The sequence below is a fragment of the Mucilaginibacter sp. genome, assembly GCF_039925265.1.
Lineage (GTDB): Bacteria > Bacteroidota > Bacteroidia > Sphingobacteriales > Sphingobacteriaceae > Mucilaginibacter.
Map to the genome: position 1 here is coordinate 36529 of NZ_JBDSZG010000048.1, position 16063 is coordinate 52591.

Sequence of the window (16063 nt, forward strand, 5' to 3'; positions counted from 1 at the left end):
AAAGCGCCTCAAAAAGGCGCTTTTTTTGGTTGAGTGGATTTCTTCTATTTCACCATGGAGTAGATATTGATGTGGGTGCGTGCCTTATGGTCGGCATCAATTTGCTTCTTTATCTTGTCGTAATATTCGGGCGTGTACAGGTCTACCTGGTAAGCATATGCCCTGCCTTTTTTGGCGGCACCGTAGAGCTTGCTGCTATAGTACAGCACAAAATCCTTCGCCTGGTAATCGTTCAGCACGTCATTTCTTACATGCTTTTCGTTCAGCCAAACGCCGTAGGTACTGCCATCCTTCCAACTGTTAAATAATTTGGTGCCTGGGGTACGCCTGGCAGAAAGGGGTGTTTTTTGGGTGAACGGTAGGAAGGCCTTTTGCTCGCTTTTGGGCAATTCGCTCAGGCGTTTAATATATTTTGAGCCGTCTTTATTGGTGAAATGGATAAACACCGAATCGGGATAGATATCACCGTCGCGGTGCGCTACGATCGGGGCCTGCTTTTTAGATGACTCAGCGGGTGTCGGCTTCCCTGCGGGGGCTTGCTGTTGGGCTTCGGCGGTAACGCAGAGGACAAAAACCAATGCGAATAACAACGGGAGCAGCGCCAGTTGTGTCAGCGCAGCCCTGAGTTTGGAGGTGGAATGTTTCATCATGATCAATCGTTTTTTGGTTACAGAATAATTGAAGTTGCTGGCCAGTGCGTAGTTGGAATACAGTCCCGCCTTGGTGAGCAACAGGTTTTGATATGCTTTAATATCCGTTTTAGATCGGAGAACGCCCTCGTCCGCCAGAAACTCATGGTTTAACTGGATGGCTTTTTTGTAGAGTATAAACACGGGGTTGAGCCAGCACACCGCCTTAAGCAATTCTATCAGGATGATATCCAGCGAGTGCTTTTGGCGAACGTGGACCAGTTCGTGCGTTAGCAGTTCGGTTTCCAGTTGATTGTTGTTGTATTCGCCCCGATTTACAAAAATGTAATGGAGGAAGCTGTTGGGGATAACCTTTTGGGCAACCAAAACTAATACAGCACCTTGTATAGATACGCGCTCATTCCTGCGGGTTTTGATGAGGATGGCCGCAAGGTTTACCATAAAGCGGATAAGCAGTAGGGATGCGCCCAACAGGTAGGCTATGCAAATGTAATCCTGCCAAACCAGTCCAGGTGATGGGGTGATTACAACCGTGGTGGCGGGTTGGATGGTAACATTGTCATTGGGTGCCGCTACCGCGATGTTTTCGAATTGAGCAATATTGGCAATTGGAGATCGCACCGCATTGGTTGTGAATGATATCAAGGGGATAACCGAACTAAGCACCAAACTTGCCAGCAAGAAGAACCGCTTAAATTGGTGCATTTTTTCCTTCTCTAAAAAAAGGTGGTACGCGGCCAGCAGCAGCGTTAAGCATAGAGCCGATTTGATGAGGTATGCTATCATTTTTTCTTTTTATCAATTTCCTGTTCGATGATTTTTTTGAGGTCCTCCAGTTCGGTGGCGGTGAGGTTAGTTTCCCGCGTAAAGAACGACGCAAACTGCGATGCCGAATTATTGAAGAAGCTTTTAATGAGACCGTTTACATGGCTGGAGAAATACTCTGCCTTTGCTATCAGCGGGTAATACTCGCGCGAGTTGCCGTAGAGTTTGTAGGATACAAAGCCTTTATCGGCCATGCGCTTCAGCATGGTAGCGATGGTGGTGGTGGCGGGTTTTGGTTCGGCGTAGCAATCCAGTATACCCTTCATGAAGGCCTTTTGCAGTCTCCATAAGTGCTCCATTAACTGTTCTTCGGCTTTCGATAACTTCATTTTGCTCTACAAGTATATATTTTATTCTACAAATGTAGAGCAATAATTGAATAGTGCAAGTATTTCTGAAAATATTTTTTAGAAAGCGGGGGTCGAGCAATAAAGTTTATTTAACGCCACGCCCTCTGTGGTTAAAACGAAGTTTTGATTTGTGAAATTCCTGCACGTTTACTTTTCCGACGGATTCTTTTTCCCTGCGGCCAGCATTTCTGCCATTTTGGCCACGCGGTTCAGGCGGGTTTGTTCCTGTTTGGCGGAGAGTACCCAAACCACATATTCTTTACGGTGCGAGTAGGCCAGCTTGTTGAACGCGGCAAGCGTGCCGGGTGTTGCATCCAGCGTTTGGGCAACATCAGCGGGGAGGATCACTGTTTTTTTCTCCGGGTCGATATAATTGGCGTAATCGTTTGTTTTGATGGCTTCATTGCGCGATTCAGAATGCTTCACCAAAACTTCGGGGCGGAAACGGAGGGTGGTATAAACATCATTGATGGCTGCGGAGGCAACAGGGCGTAATCCGTGTTTTTTGGCCACTTCCCAGCCGCTCATCATTTCAAGGTCGGTATCAATGCCTTTGTTCTTTTTGGGGTAGATGCACCAAAGCACCGTCTCCGGCTTTAATATGGGTGCCATCTGATCCAGGCTGGCGGCCAGTTCCGCGCTGTTTTTCACAAAAAATTGAATGCCATCAACCGCGCCTGTTAACTCGAAGGCAAGCGTTACGCCATCGGGCAGGGGTTCAAGCGCGGCCAGGTAATCTTCCGGCGGATCTAATATCAGCCAGGTTTGGCCGGGCTTCATCAGGAGTTTTTTGGCAAGAGGGCTCATATACTTGGCTGTTTTAAGTAAATGTACTAATCTTTCAAATCTTCGGCTATGGATTTTTTAAGCTCAGGGATCATCTTTTTGGCTTGCTTCTGCCAATTGGTTTCTTTGGCTTCCCAAGTGGTGTAAACGCGGTAACTTTTAAAATCGAGTACGTTACTGCCTGTTTTGTATGGCCCGCAAATGCCTAAGTAGGTTACATCTTCTTCATAATCGGGAACCGCGAATTTAAACACGTAATAGGTGTTTCCCTTTTCAGGCAAAGTGCCCAGTAAAACAACATTTGCGGGGCTGCCCGTATCGCTTCCCTCAATAAACTCTGTGAGCGATAATTTCGCAAAGCCGGCCTGTGTGCGGTATTTGAGCGGAGCACGGCTCAATTGTTTTATCTCGTTTAGTTCTTTCAAGAAGCTGTACCGGTAATATACGCTATCTAAAATTTTGTTAATTACGGGCTGTTGTACGGGTAAGTTGTTTTTTAAACGGGCAATTATGGCATCGCTCAGGTTATCTTCTACAGCGTCGTCTTTTAATAGTTTGGCTGTGAAAGGCGCGGTTATGGCTTTGCCTTGTACGTTTTTCATAAACTCCAGGTAATAAGATACCGGCGATGACCACTTATTGCGGATACTATCCTGCTGTGCAAAATAAGCATTCAAATCTTCGTTGGCGTAGGTAGTTAAATCATCGAAATGGGTTTTTATAAACTCGGTGTATTTGCCTTTATTGTCACTGTAAAGCATGTTGTTGAATACGTTCAACACGTTTTTTCGGTAACGGGGGTTTTTTAACAATGGCAATATTTTGTCAAAATTTGCGGTAACATACTCAAGCGAATCCGTTAACGGGCTGATAGCCGTGTACATGTTATCCAGATCAGGCGCATCATAATTAGTCAATAGGTCCAGGTAAGTATCGTAGCCACTCTTTTTATCCGCTTCGGTAATAACACTCAAAATAGTCGATTTCAATTCTTTTGGCGTGCCCGGCGTAAGGTAAAGTTGTTTCAGCTGGGCTGTGGTGGTGCCGTCATTCACCTTACTTAGCACCCGCACCAGCTTGCCCCGCGACCCGTAACTGGTCGAATCATCGGACATTGGTTTTTTAATGGCGGCGTACAGGTATGGCAATTCATCTTTCTGGAACTTATAAAAGCTTAAAGCACCCTTTGCCTGCACCCGTGTAAGCGAGTCTGCGGCTTCTAAATCGTTTGTAATTAACCGGGCTTTTGATGATGCGAGGTCTATTGGGGCGTTATCATGCGTTTTAACTAAAGAGTTGTAAAAAGCATTTTCAATATCGCCATGCATTTCCTGGCTGCTTTGATGGCCGTTGAAGTAAAATATATCGCCGTTATCAATAAATACGCGGAAGCGGTGCTTTTGTGTGCCTTTTTTTACCCGGGTAATAAACTCCCTGCCTGTTATGCCGTTAACCTTTATTGTATCAACCTTTATCAGCGTATCGGCATAGCTTACAAACTCCGGTATTAAGCTGCTGTAGATAGAATCTGCATTTTTTGCACGGTAATATTTGCTGATGTTGGCATGTTCTATCCCATACAACGCGCCCGATGTACGATTAACCGAATACACGGTGCCATCAGAGTAAAAGAAGGATTTGTAGTCAGCGACGCTATCCTTTACTATTTTAAGATCATCGAAGATCTTACTTTTGAAATTTCCGTTCGCTATATCGTACGGGTGTAAAGTTGGCACAAGGTAGGGCGTAAACTTAAACGACGTGAAGAAGTCGTCGTCGGTTGTTATGGGTGCCCCGGGGCTCAGGTTTTGTTTCAGCAGCATATATACGCGGTTCCCCCTGGTGTATAATTGTGCCCGGCAGTTGTAGCCCTTCAATGTAAAATCTATTTCGAGCCCCTCGTTATCATCTTTAACAATATTTTTGATGCTGGTAATCTTTACCTCTTTTGTTTTAAGCTCGGCAGTTATCGCTTCAAAAGCTTTTTCGGGGCTGGAGAGAAACATGCCGGTGGGGTAGTCGTTATAGCGTACCAGGTAATTTTCGAATTTTACGCTATCGATAGACATGTAGAGCTTCAAAGTAGCATTGCGTTGGCCGGCTTGAACCGGCACCATTTTCTCGATAGACTGGGGCTTTCCGGGTAACTTTACCTCAAATGCCGCCGTGTCGTTTTTTAGCGTTATCCAGCCCTTACTGTGCTGTACTATCGGGGTAAAAGCTTTAAAGGAGTTGAAAAAACGGTTAGCATACGGCTGGTTTAAATTGGCCAGTGTATTGCCTGCATAAAGGCAATACATCATATTGTTATTGAAAAAAATACGGTAACGCAGCCCGGTCCCTTCTCCGGTAGACACGGTTAGGTCGGTAGCTTTGAGGCCGTTTAGCACAACCACTTTGTTAATCATAATGCGATTGGTTCGCGCCAGCTTTAGCCTTTTCAGCATAGCGCCCAATACAACCTTTTCAGATAGAGGTTTGGTGGCCGATCCTTCGAGGATAGCGTAGGATCCGAAGGAAATATCGTTAGCTATATCGGGGTATATTACTGTATTCATACCCAACAGCACATCCGTTTGGATAGGAGCGAAAGGCAGGTCCATGGAATAACCCCTGTTCTCGTCGGTAAATGTTTGCCATTTAAGCTTAGTATAATCGGTATTGAACTTATTAGCTACCCCGGTAAAAGTCGCGTCAACTTGGGTTAACGTATACCCTTCATGCCTTAGCAGGGCAATAATGCCGTTATCCCCGGGGAGATGTGCCACACCAACAGCCGTGAATAGGGGCTGGCTTGCCATATACATCAGCATACTTTTCACCATCACATTATTCCGGGCTATTAGTATCGAGTCGTTGAGCTTATCATCCGTCAACAGGTCAATAATATTAGTCAAATTACCGGTGCTGTACGCGGTTATCAGTTCGTCGAGATCGTCGAGTTGTCCTTCTTCGTCATCGTCTTCCAGCATTTCGGTTATCCTTGATTTAAGTTGTGGAGAGTTTGCACCGAAATAATCATCAAACTGCCCTGCGCCGTCCTCTAAGCCGTAGGTGTTTTTACTCATCGACCTTGCAACGCCAAACAGGTAAGCATCAACAAACGTTTTCTTATCGTCGGGCTTTGCTCTTTCGGGCTGTAACATGGCTTCTGCCTGTATGGGGTCGATATCGCCCATCGGGTAGCCGTTCTTTTTCTGGAAACGCCCGGCGAGTTTATCATAATCGTCCTTGCTGAGCAGCCGGCGCACGCTGCGCAAACTATCCTGCCCGTGCATGGTCAAAAACATCTTTTTTACAATGGTATCGGGATGCGTTTCGAGCGCAAAAGCCTGGCAGTTTTGCATCGCCAGCATTACCGAATCGCTGAAACCAAAAGCACGCTTATCCTTAACATGCATAGTGCCAAATAAATACGAAGGCTTGGTTAAGCCTTTCCCGCTTATCCTCCACAATAAATTATAACTGCTTTTGGGTTGCGCTACGGCAGCAATGGCCGATAAAAACAGCAGCGAAAGAACTAATAAGATTGGTTTGATGGCATTTAGATAGCTGGTGGTCGCTCTTTTTTGGCGTACCGGCGAGGCGTTTAGGGGCGTGGTCATGTGATAGCAGCTTTAGGCTTAGCTAAAAATAGGTAATTATTGCCAGAGTTGAGCGCTCAGCTAATCAATTTTGCAAAGAAATCCCAAAGAACGATCCCCGCCGATACCACAATATTGAAAGAATGCTTGGTGCCAAATTGCGGGATCTCAATACAGGTATCTATCATTTGCATGGCCTCGTCGCTTACGCCGTTTACTTCGTTACCAAATATGAGAGCGTATTTTTCATCGGCCAAAGGCGTAAACTCATTCAGCATAATGCTGTTCTCTGCCTGCTCTATGGCAACTATTTTATAACCATCGGCGCGAAGTTCTTTGATCGCTTCTAGCGTATTGCTAAAGTATTGCCAGGTAACAGATTGGGTTGCCCCGAGAGCGGTTTTTTCAATTTCGCGGTGCGGGGGCTGCGCGGTAATGCCGCAAAGATATACAGCAGTTGCCGCAAGTGCATCCGAGGTGCGGAATATAGAACCGATATTATGCATACTGCGCACATTATCAAGCACTACTACAACGGGCAGCTTGTCCTGTTCTTGAAACTCAGCTATGCTGGGCCTGTTAAGTTCGTCTAATTTAAGTTTGCGCATGGGATTGGTGAGTGGTGAATGGTTGACTGGTGAGTGGTTGTATATTGATGAGCAGAAGGTGCGGATCAACAACTACTCACCACCCTATGCTCACCACTCACTACTTACGCGTATACCGCTACCACTTCTTTTAAAAGCCCAACACCATTACCTATTAAAGAACTGTATATCGATGGCGCGTAGCCAATCTCTTTGATATAGTACTCTGCTACCTCTTCGCTGAATTTTGCAAAGGAATCCTTTTTTACTAAAGCGATAGCGCAACCACCAAAGCCTGCACCCGTCATACGGGCACCTGCCACATCTTTATTGGGTTTGCAAAAGTTTACAATGGTATCCAACTCTTTTCCGCTTACTTCGTAAAGGGTGCTTAAGGAATTGTGCGAGGCGTACATCAGCCTGCCAAATTCGGCCAGGTTGTTATTACTCAGCGCTTTTGCCGCCAGTTTAACGCGGTCGTTCTCTTCTACTACGTGGGTGGCCCTGTTTAAAATAACCTCGTCGGTTATCAGGTGCTTATACTTATTAAAAGTTTCGGTATCAATATCGCAGAGGTAGTTAATGTCCAGCTCGGTTTTTAAAGCGGCAAGGGCGGTAGCGCATTCCTGCACACGTTCGTTGTATTTAGATTCGGCAAGCTTGCGTGGTTTATTGGTATTGATGATGGCCAGCAGGTACTCGCCCAGGTTGCTGTTTACGGCCTGGTATTCCAGCGTATCGCAATTCAGCATCAGCGCTTTGTTCTTTTCGCCAAAGGCAACCGAGAACTGGTCCATAATGCCGCTGTGCAGGCCGATGTAACTATTTTCTACCCATTTGGCAAGTTTCACCAATTCAAGCTTAGTGTATCCGCAGCCAAACAGATCGTTAAGCGCGAAAGCGGTAACTACTTCTATTGAAGCGGAGGACGACAAGCCCGAAGCAATGGGGATATTGCCGTAATACAGCATATCAAGCCCATGCAGAATTTTGCCATCGTTATTAAAATGTTCTATAACGCCGGTGGGGTAGTTGAACCAAAATTCTTCTTTTTTGGCGTTGCTCGATCCAAGGGCAATTTCGGCTGTTTCCTTAAAATTCATGCTTTTAAAGCGGAAAACGCCATCATTATTTGGGGCAATAAGCAGGTAGGTACCCAACGTAACCGCGCAGGGCATTACCAGCCCGCCGTTATAATCAATATGCTCGCCTATGAGGTTTACCCTGCCAGGCGAAAAATAAGTGAATAGATGCTCATGACCGTAGTGTGCCAAAAATTCCTGCTGTAGTTGCTCTCTCATTATAGTGTATTGGTTTCAACAACAAATATTGTAAAACTTACAGTTATTTTATACACTTATCTGCAACCATTTACAATTAATTTGCACGCTAAACAGAACCACCGTATACTTGTTACCTCTATACTAAACAAATCAGCCATGAATCAATACCTCATAACCGCATACGATTATACCGACGAAGGCGCATTGGACCGCCGCATGGGCGTTCGCCCGCATCATTTGGATGGGGCCGTTACCCTAAAAGCAGGCGGTAACTATATACTTGGTGGTGCTATGTTAAATGACGAAGGCAAAATGATAGGATCGGTAATGGTGCTGCAGTTTGAGACTGAAGAAGGGCTGGAAGCCTGGAAACAAAGCGAACCCTACATCACCCAAAAGATATGGGAAACGGTGGATGTGAAGCCGTTTAAAGTAGCGCAGGTAAGTTAAAAGTCAAAAGTTAGAAGTCAAAAGTCAAAAGTTCTCGAAAGCTATTCTGTGGGGGTGTAGGTGCCAAAAACCCAGTAACCTTGCGGGGTTTTATTGTAACTTACGGTGTATTCTTTACCGTTGGTACGGATATCGAAGGAGATCTGTTCGACTGTTTTGTCCTGCGGGATGAACAGTTCCAAAATACTATCGGCCATGAATTGGATCTGCGCTAATTCGTCCGGCTCGGTGGGTGTTGCAACCGGGATAACAAGGCTGGCTCTATAATCTTCAAAAGTTTCGAAAAGCTCTTTACCGCCAATTACCCCGCCTTCATATTCCTTTGCGGCGTTAAAAGCGGCTTCTTCTGCCTGCCGGCGATATTCTTCCATGGCTTTTAACAGGCCATCTGCAGAAATTTCGGGCATGCCGTCGGCACCTTGCGTATAGTAGTTATTCAGTATTTCTTCTTTGCTTTTCATTCTGTGCAAAAATACGCTTGGATACTTTGTATAGCAACAAAAAAGGATGCCCGTTTTCGACATCCTTTTCCATTTTATTCAATGGGTGTTTATCCAACCGGCGGCGATATGCCATCCAGTTCATCTATGTCTTCGGTATCCAGCACAACACCGGCGGTTTGCATGTTCTCTTCCAAATGCGCCACGCTGGAGGTACCCGGGATGAGCAATATATTTGGCGAATGGTTAAGCAGCCAGCTTAGCGCCACCTGGTGTACGGTCGCGCCATGTTTTGCCGCCACCTTTTGTAAGATCTCTTCGCTGGCCACATTACCGGCACTCAGCGGGAACCAGGGTATAAAGGCGATATTTTCCTGCTCGCAGTATTCCAGCACGCCTTCCCATTTGCGGTTATCCACACTGTACATGTTTTGTACCGATACCACCTCAAAGTATTCCTGCGCTTTTTTAATATCATCAATACCCACTTCCGATAGGCCGAGGTGCTTTATTTTGCCATCCTGCTGCGCCTGTTTTAAAAAAGCGAAGGTCTTTTCGGCGGGCACTTTGGGGTCTATGCGGTGGAGTTGGTACAGGTCAATCTGATCAAGCTTCAAGCGTTTCAAGCTGCCATCCAACGCTTCCTTTAAATGTTCGGGACTGGCATCTACCGGCCACTGGTCGGGCCCGGTGCGCAGCAGGCCACCCTTGGTGCCTATGAGCAAACCAGTCGGGTAGGGGTGCAGTGCTTCAGCTATCAGTTCCTCGGATACGTTGGGGCCGTAGCTATCGGCGGTGTCGATAAAGTTCACGCCCAGTGCTACCGCGCGTTTTAAAACTCTGATGGATTCGTCGTGATCTTTCGGCGGGCCCCAGATGCCTTTGCCGGTGATGCGCATGGCACCGTAGCCAATTCGGTTAACGGTGATATCGCCACCTATGGTGAACGTTTTTTGGAAAGATGCGGTTTTGTTACTCATGATCCTGTTATTGTTTATCAGTATAAATTAACAATACCGGGGGCTGTTTTGTTCAGGTGGGGGACATATTCCTGTTATGTTGTTTATGTCTGAACTCGAATTTTAAGAATTAATAGAATTGCCGCTAACACATAAGAAGGGCTTCTGGGAATTCGTTAATTCCTAAAATTCGGGTTCAGACAATTCGTTGCGCCCTATCTCCAGGCGCCCAATATCAAGCCCATCAGCGTAAGCGAAACAACGCTATACCCGCCATTGATAAATATATGTCGCCAGGATTTTAATTCGAAAAGGCTATGGGTGGCTATGGCACCAAATGTCCACACTCCGGCAAGGAAACCGGCTGTTGCGCCCCACGCCAGATCTGTTTTAGCATCGGCTAAAAACATAGCGAGGTTGGCCGACATGATGATGGAAAACAGGGCGGTAAAACCAAATATTTTTCCTTTGTTGCCTGCCTTTATTCGTTCTTCGGTAAGCCCGCTGTCAACCATCCAGGCTTTGCCAAAAAGAGAGTGTGAATACCAGATGCCGCCAATGGCGAATGCTGATAGGCCGGCCACAACAACGGCGGGCCAATTTACGAGGTTCATGTCCATAATTAATTGGGATTAAAGGTTTGTATAAATTTAGGCAATAAAAAAGGATAAATGCAAATAGCGAAGCCGGGGGAGGCTTCGCTATGCACGCCTAAGTGTTTAAGCTATAATTATGCCTTTATCTCTTACTTAACCGTATACCTGTATACATACCTGCCCAGGTTACCATCGGCATCCATACCTTCTATGGTGGCGCGGTAGGTGCCGTGCCCGTCGGCGTTGTAGTACTCTATAAAAGTTGCGCCGGTAGTTTTATCGGTAGTAACTTTTGGTGCCCAGTAAACGGTGCTGCGCAGATCGCCGCCCAGGGTGCCGGGTTTTGGTACATCGTATTTTGGCGCGTAAAACTCGCGGTTTATGGCGTAGCCAACCGGGGTTATGCTTAAAATATTTGGCGGAGGGATAAGTTCCTGCAATTCGGCAAAGGATATTTTAGTTCCCTTTGGCGCTTTTTTAAGGTTGATCTCCACAATACCCGATGTGCCGTACAGGTCGTCGATGCCGCTTAAGCCGGCGCTTTTAAATACTTCTATCGATTCTACATTGCTTACCTGTACGCCGTTAAGGTACAACAGGTCTACCGGCATACCGTTCACAAATATTTGGATCGGTTTTTTATCCTGGCTGTTGTAGTTCTTCATAAAATAGATCTTATTCTCATTAATGGTTGTACCCAGTATCATGCTTTGCAGGCAAAGGTACAGGTTGGTACAGTTACGCATGTTGGCAGCGTTGAATTGCTGATCGGCCAGCATGGGTAGGCCCGTAAATACCGAATAATCGGAATGCCCCGTTTTTTTGATAGGATCGGCTTTGATCACCACCTCTTTCAGCTGGTGCGTGTTTTTGTACTGCCTTAAACTGTTTTCGAGGTAGGGTTTAAACGCACTGTCAATATTCGTCACTTCATCAAGGGCCATATTGTTTTTTGATGGGTACTGAAAAGTTTCGGGGTTGGCGGTAACAACAAGGTTTTTGCCATTGGCGCTGCTCCGTGCGCTGATAACCACTTTGGACGAATCGGTGAAGTTAAGCTTTGAGAATTTGTAGTTGCCCACCATATCGGTAGTGGTTTCAGCATAAAAATTCCGCGATGGTACCTGCAGGCGCAGGTAACCTTTGGCAATCGTCATGCCGGTGTTGTTGCGCAGTACGCCGCTGACTTCCAATCCACTTTGCTCTGGGAACACGGTTATTTGCGGCACTTTGTTGGCCAGTATGTTTCGGTACGATACGCGCCTATAGCCTTGGGTAAGCATCAGGATATCAAGGTTCTCGGCAACGTTGGCATCTTTGCTGATGAAGTAATAGTTTGGTTTTTCTATATACCCCTTCAGTTCCGATGTAAGCAGGGTGCTGGTTAGAATGGTAGTTTCGGCATTTTCATCAAAAGGTACTTTTGTTTCATCAACAACCGATACCGAGAAAGTACCTGCAACCGGCAGAGCCTTGTTTTTTGCCAATATATTAAGCCTTACTTTTTGGCGGATGTTGTAAGCTTTTGCCGCGCTGGCTATAGAGATGTTAAGGGCGTCGTTATGTTGAATGAAGGCTACCCGTTCGCAAAGGGCAACGCCATGGTCGGTAAGCAGGGTGAGCTGCACCACACCGGTGGGGAACTTGGTTTTTGGAATAGATGCGCTATAGATGGGGCTTTCTAAGGTGGTTTGCCCGGCAAAATACACCGCACCGCCGTTTTGGGCGATGATGTAATAAACCTTGCCCTGGTTCAGCTGAAAGTAAGCGTCGTTAGCTGATATTTTGATGTTGAGTTTCTCCGGGTCGTTGTTAAATACCGAGAGGTTGATACCCGATGCTTTGATGCGGGGCAGATCGTAAACGGCCTTGTTGCCATCGGCAAATTCCGCGTTTATTTTGTAGGTTTTGCCGGTTTCGGGCGTCAGGGCAAAAACACCCATGCCCAAATGCTGCGAAGTAAGGTTAGCCACTACGGCACCTGTATTATCGGTAACCGTTCCTTTTACATCAATACCAAGTCCGTTGCTGTTTAGGGCCTTAAAGGCAACTTTAGATCGCACACCAATGATGAGCTCACCCCCTTCGGGGAAAAATTGTACGTCTTTACCGCTGGCGGCAGTTTTTAATGCGAAGGTGCTGGTGACAGATTTACGGTTACCCAAGTCTATCACGGTTACTAAACTGGCACCTTTTAACGCAGCCGGGTCTCCGTTGAACTCGGCTTTAAAAACGCCGTTATCATCGGTATTACCTTTGCCCTTAAAAAGCTCTTCGTTATTGGCCACAACCGTCCAGCTTATTTTTTTATTGAGCAGGGGCAGGTTTTCGCGGGCTTCTTTATAGGCTACGCTTGCCGTAACTTTTGTGAGCGCAGCTGCTGCTGCGGAACTGAACGATACATTGGTAACAATATCTTTATCTACCGGGTTGCCTATCACAAGGTTTTTGTTGAAGAAGTAATCCGGGTCGTAATTGCGCATGTAGGCGGTGTAGGCCCTCAAATGGTAGTTGCCTTGTTTAAAATCGGCCGGGGTGAGGCCTATATTGCCATTGGCAACGCCATTTACCACCGGTAATTTGATGAACCGGGTTATAGAATCCTGGTTGTTAGCGATATCTACATAAACAATATTGCTTAAAATGGTGGGCGAATGCTGATCGATAGTGACATAGGCTTTAAACCAGATGGTATCGCCGGCGGCGTAATAAGGCTTATCTAAATGCAGGTATACTTTTTCGAAGGGGTAGGAGGTAATTAGCTTGGTTGTTTTGGTAACAATGGTATTTAAACTCACGGTATCCCGTTGTGCGAATGCCTGGGAGAAAACTATCAGCGATAATATAAACAGTACGGATCTTTTCAAGTTCATTTGTTATATAAATGTAGCCGGGCTAATATAAACATTTAGCTTTACGGCGTGTTGAAAGCAATGGTGATTTAACATTTTATAACAGTATTGTTAGATAAATAGTATGGCGATAGAAATAGAAAGGAAGTTTTTGGTGGATCACGCCAAATGGAACGCGCTTGCAAAGCCGGCCGGGAAACTGTTTAAACAGGGTTATATTTTAAGCGATGATAAGCGCACGGTACGTATTCGCGTAACCGATGAGGCTGCCTATCTTACGCTAAAGGGGAGCACCACGGGCATCAGCCGGAGCGAATATGAGTATACCATCCCTATTGCGGATGGTAACGAGATATTAAGCGGACTCACCGTATCGGCCATAGAAAAGGTGCGGTACGAAATTGATTTTGCGGGCAACACCTGGGAAGTGGATATTTTTAGCGGCGACAACGATGGGCTGATAGTTGCCGAAATAGAACTGGAACAGGAGGACCAAGCCTTTGAGAGACCCGACTGGGTAGCCCGGGAGGTAACCGATGATCACCGGTACAGTAATGCCAGCCTATCGGTTAATCCTCATAAAAATTGGGGAGACGTAAGCATATAAAACAAGAAAACCTGCCGCGTGGCAGGTTTTCTTGTTTTATAGTACCTGATATTTACCAGCCAGAGCCTTTTGTAGCTGCGCCTGATGCAATATGACCTTCTGCAGTTGCTTTGCCCATAATAGCTGCCATTTTGTTGCCATCGGCATCTTTACCTGTAGCTATGTAACGGCCCGATTTGATATCGATAACCGGATCGATCATTGGAACATTTTTGGTTTTGGTTTTTACTGAATAGGCGGTAATGCCTCCTGATTGTGCTGCCATGTCTTTTAAGTTTTTTTAAGTGTAAACTGTATTAATTAAAATTTGTTTTTGCGCCCCGCATAATAATTTAGGTTAAGAGTGGGGCAATTGGTTTTGTGCAGGCAAGTTATGTAATTATACTTAACTAACAAATTTTATGCATAGTTGTTATTTTTTTGTTGTAATTAAAGAATACACGGCCGAATCGACGATTTTGTCTTTATAGTAATAGTTCTCTCTAAAATAGGCTTCGCGCACAAAGCCGTTACGTTCTAACAGGTTTATAGATGCCTGGTTGGCCGGGTTTACGCTGGCCGCTATCGAATGCAGGCAAATGACATCGAACGCGTATTTAACAGCCTCTTTTAAAGCTTCTTGCATAATTCCTTTGCCCTGCCAGGCAGGGGATAACATATATCCAATTTCGGCACGGTGATGGAGCTTCTCTATGTTCCAGAGACCAATGCTGCCCAACATTTCTTCGCTGCCTTTTAAGGTTATTCCCCATAAAACGCCGTCGTTTTTTTCATGTATTCCGTGGATCATTTTTATCCAGTCAAATACCGCTTCTACCGATTTTGGGCGCTCTATATCTATATATTTCAACACTTCTGCGTCGGTACGCATCGCAAAAATGGCTTCCGCATCGCCAAAATTTACCGCGCGAAGCGTTAAACGAGGCGTAGAAAGTACCGGGAAGGGCTGCAAATTAACATCAAGCATCAGCGTGTTTTTATACGGTAAATATAGGGCATTTAAAAAGTTTTCGCCCCGGAGCGAAAGAAAAAACCGAACTATTTACAGCTATAATTGTAGTAGTAAAACATTAAACACGATACCCATGAAGAGTTATATTATTATAGGTGTACTTGCATTGGCGTCATGCGCGGGCAACGGTAAAAAAGGAACTGATACGATAGCAACCGACAGCGGTAAAATAGATACCTCTTACGCGACTAAAGCAAATACGCCCGCTCAAAATATGGAGTACTGTTTTGTGCATACCGATGGTACCGCCGCGCAGGATACTACTGCCGTGCATTTGGTTATAAATGCCAATAAAGTAAGCGGAGAAATGAATTGGCTGCCAAAAGAAAAAGACCGGCGGAAAGGAACCCTATCGGGTACATTGGATGGTGATAAAATAAAAGCGGTGTGGAGTTTTATGCAGGAAGGGCAAACCGATACAATGACTGTGGCTTTTAAGCTGTCGTCGCAGCAACTGGCACAAAAGCCTTTTACTGTTGATGCTAAAACCGGCCGCCAGCAGGTGGATAACAAAGCCGATTATACTATTATATATAATATGGATAACTGCGATAAGTTTCGCAAATAGCGGATAGCTGTTTTAATACAGCCACTTACCTATTCAAATTACTTAAATGCGCCGGGCCTTCCTGGTGCATTTTTTATTTACAGGCTATTGCAGATGGCCGTTGTAATTAGTCTGCCTGGCCGATGTCTTTTTTAGTGTCTGCCTGTCCGATGTCTTTTTTGGTATCAGCCTGGCCAATGTCTTTTTTAGTAGCAGGTTTGGTGGTGGTGGTATCGCGTTTTACCGGGGTTGCTATGGTGAATGCTGATACTACGCCTGTGGTTAATATTAATGCAGCTGCTACGATTACTTTTTTCATGATCTGTATTTTTAGGGGTTGTTGTTATTGTTTGCTCGTTGTGATGATGTTGTGGGGAGTAATTAGTCAGCCTGACCGATATCTTTTTTAGTGTCTGCCTGTCCGATATCTTTTTTGGTATCAGCCTGGCCAATATCTTTTTTAGTAGCTGGTTTGGTGGTGGTGGTATCGCGTTTTACCGGGGTTGCTATGGTGAATGCTGATACTACGCCTGTG

The 16063-nt window shown here is 45.6% G+C and carries 16 protein-coding genes; 3 read left to right on the top strand and 13 right to left on the bottom strand.

The window, feature by feature from the left end; genetic code table 11:
• Positions 1-44 precede the first annotated feature (44 nt).
• From ABIX36_RS22590 to ABIX36_RS22615, 6 genes are all read right to left on the bottom strand, one after another.
• Positions 45-1436: a M56 family metallopeptidase gene (locus ABIX36_RS22590; RefSeq protein ID WP_348084434.1), complete on the bottom strand. Its 1392-nt coding sequence runs from the start codon at positions 1434-1436 to the stop codon at positions 45-47.
• Positions 1433-1804 carry a BlaI/MecI/CopY family transcriptional regulator gene (locus tag ABIX36_RS22595; RefSeq protein ID WP_348084435.1) on the bottom strand — a complete coding sequence of 124 codons (372 nt, stop codon included), beginning with the start codon at positions 1802-1804 and terminating at the stop codon, positions 1433-1435. The genes ABIX36_RS22590 and ABIX36_RS22595 overlap by 4 nt, the downstream gene beginning before the upstream one ends.
• 168 nt (positions 1805-1972) lie before the next feature.
• Positions 1973-2632: a YdeI/OmpD-associated family protein gene (locus ABIX36_RS22600; RefSeq protein ID WP_348084436.1), complete on the bottom strand. Its 660-nt coding sequence runs from the start codon at positions 2630-2632 to the stop codon at positions 1973-1975.
• A 26-nt stretch (positions 2633-2658) separates the two neighbouring features.
• Positions 2659-6216 (bottom strand): TraB/GumN family protein, encoded by a 3558-nt coding sequence (locus ABIX36_RS22605; protein ID WP_348084437.1) that lies wholly within the window; start codon positions 6214-6216, stop codon positions 2659-2661.
• 56 nt (positions 6217-6272) lie between these two features.
• Positions 6273-6803 carry an RNA methyltransferase gene (locus ABIX36_RS22610; RefSeq protein ID WP_348084438.1) on the bottom strand — a complete coding sequence of 177 codons (531 nt, stop codon included), beginning with the start codon at positions 6801-6803 and terminating at the stop codon, positions 6273-6275.
• A gap of 104 nt (positions 6804-6907) precedes the next feature.
• A complete protein-coding gene (locus ABIX36_RS22615; RefSeq protein WP_348084439.1) occupies positions 6908-8083 on the bottom strand; it encodes a galactokinase in 1176 nt (391 codons plus the stop codon).
• 138 nt (positions 8084-8221) lie between these two features.
• Between ABIX36_RS22615 and ABIX36_RS22620 the strand changes: the two genes are divergently transcribed.
• Positions 8222-8515, top strand: a complete 294-nt coding sequence (locus tag ABIX36_RS22620) for a YciI family protein (protein ID WP_348084440.1) — start codon at positions 8222-8224, stop codon at positions 8513-8515.
• A gap of 41 nt (positions 8516-8556) precedes the next feature.
• Here the strand turns inward: ABIX36_RS22620 and ABIX36_RS22625 are convergent, their stop codons facing one another.
• From ABIX36_RS22625 to ABIX36_RS22640, 4 genes are all read right to left on the bottom strand, one after another.
• On the bottom strand, positions 8557-8976 hold the full coding sequence (locus ABIX36_RS22625) for a hypothetical protein (protein ID WP_348084441.1): 420 nt from the start codon (positions 8974-8976) through the stop codon (positions 8557-8559).
• Positions 8977-9065: 89 nt separating this feature from the next.
• On the bottom strand, positions 9066-9935 hold the full coding sequence (locus tag ABIX36_RS22630) for an aldo/keto reductase (RefSeq protein ID WP_348084442.1): 870 nt from the start codon (positions 9933-9935) through the stop codon (positions 9066-9068).
• 194 nt (positions 9936-10129) lie between these two features.
• Positions 10130-10534, bottom strand: coding sequence for a DUF1761 domain-containing protein (locus ABIX36_RS22635; RefSeq protein ID WP_348084443.1), 405 nt, complete (start codon positions 10532-10534; stop codon positions 10130-10132).
• A 125-nt stretch (positions 10535-10659) separates the two neighbouring features.
• Complete coding sequence (locus ABIX36_RS22640) at positions 10660-13383, bottom strand: carboxypeptidase regulatory-like domain-containing protein (protein WP_348084444.1); 2724 nt, start codon at positions 13381-13383, stop codon at positions 10660-10662.
• A 103-nt stretch (positions 13384-13486) separates the two neighbouring features.
• On the opposite strand from ABIX36_RS22640, the gene ABIX36_RS22645 reads away from it, so the two are divergent.
• Positions 13487-13969: a CYTH domain-containing protein gene (locus tag ABIX36_RS22645; protein WP_348084445.1), complete on the top strand. Its 483-nt coding sequence runs from the start codon at positions 13487-13489 to the stop codon at positions 13967-13969.
• A gap of 52 nt (positions 13970-14021) precedes the next feature.
• Here the strand turns inward: ABIX36_RS22645 and ABIX36_RS22650 are convergent, their stop codons facing one another.
• Together ABIX36_RS22650 and ABIX36_RS22655 are read right to left on the bottom strand one after the other, a co-directional pair.
• On the bottom strand, positions 14022-14234 hold the full coding sequence (locus ABIX36_RS22650; protein ID WP_133235335.1) for a hypothetical protein: 213 nt from the start codon (positions 14232-14234) through the stop codon (positions 14022-14024).
• Positions 14235-14381: 147 nt separating this feature from the next.
• Entirely contained in the window at positions 14382-14936 is a 555-nt protein-coding gene (locus ABIX36_RS22655; protein ID WP_348084446.1) for a GNAT family protein, read from the bottom strand.
• A 118-nt stretch (positions 14937-15054) separates the two neighbouring features.
• Between ABIX36_RS22655 and ABIX36_RS22660 the strand changes: the two genes are divergently transcribed.
• Complete coding sequence (locus tag ABIX36_RS22660; RefSeq protein ID WP_348084447.1) at positions 15055-15549, top strand: hypothetical protein; 495 nt, start codon at positions 15055-15057, stop codon at positions 15547-15549.
• 106 nt (positions 15550-15655) lie between these two features.
• On the opposite strand, the gene ABIX36_RS22665 is transcribed toward ABIX36_RS22660, so the two are convergent.
• Positions 15656-15847, bottom strand: coding sequence for a hypothetical protein (locus ABIX36_RS22665; RefSeq protein ID WP_191191081.1), 192 nt, complete (start codon positions 15845-15847; stop codon positions 15656-15658).
• Positions 15848-16063 lie beyond the last annotated feature (216 nt).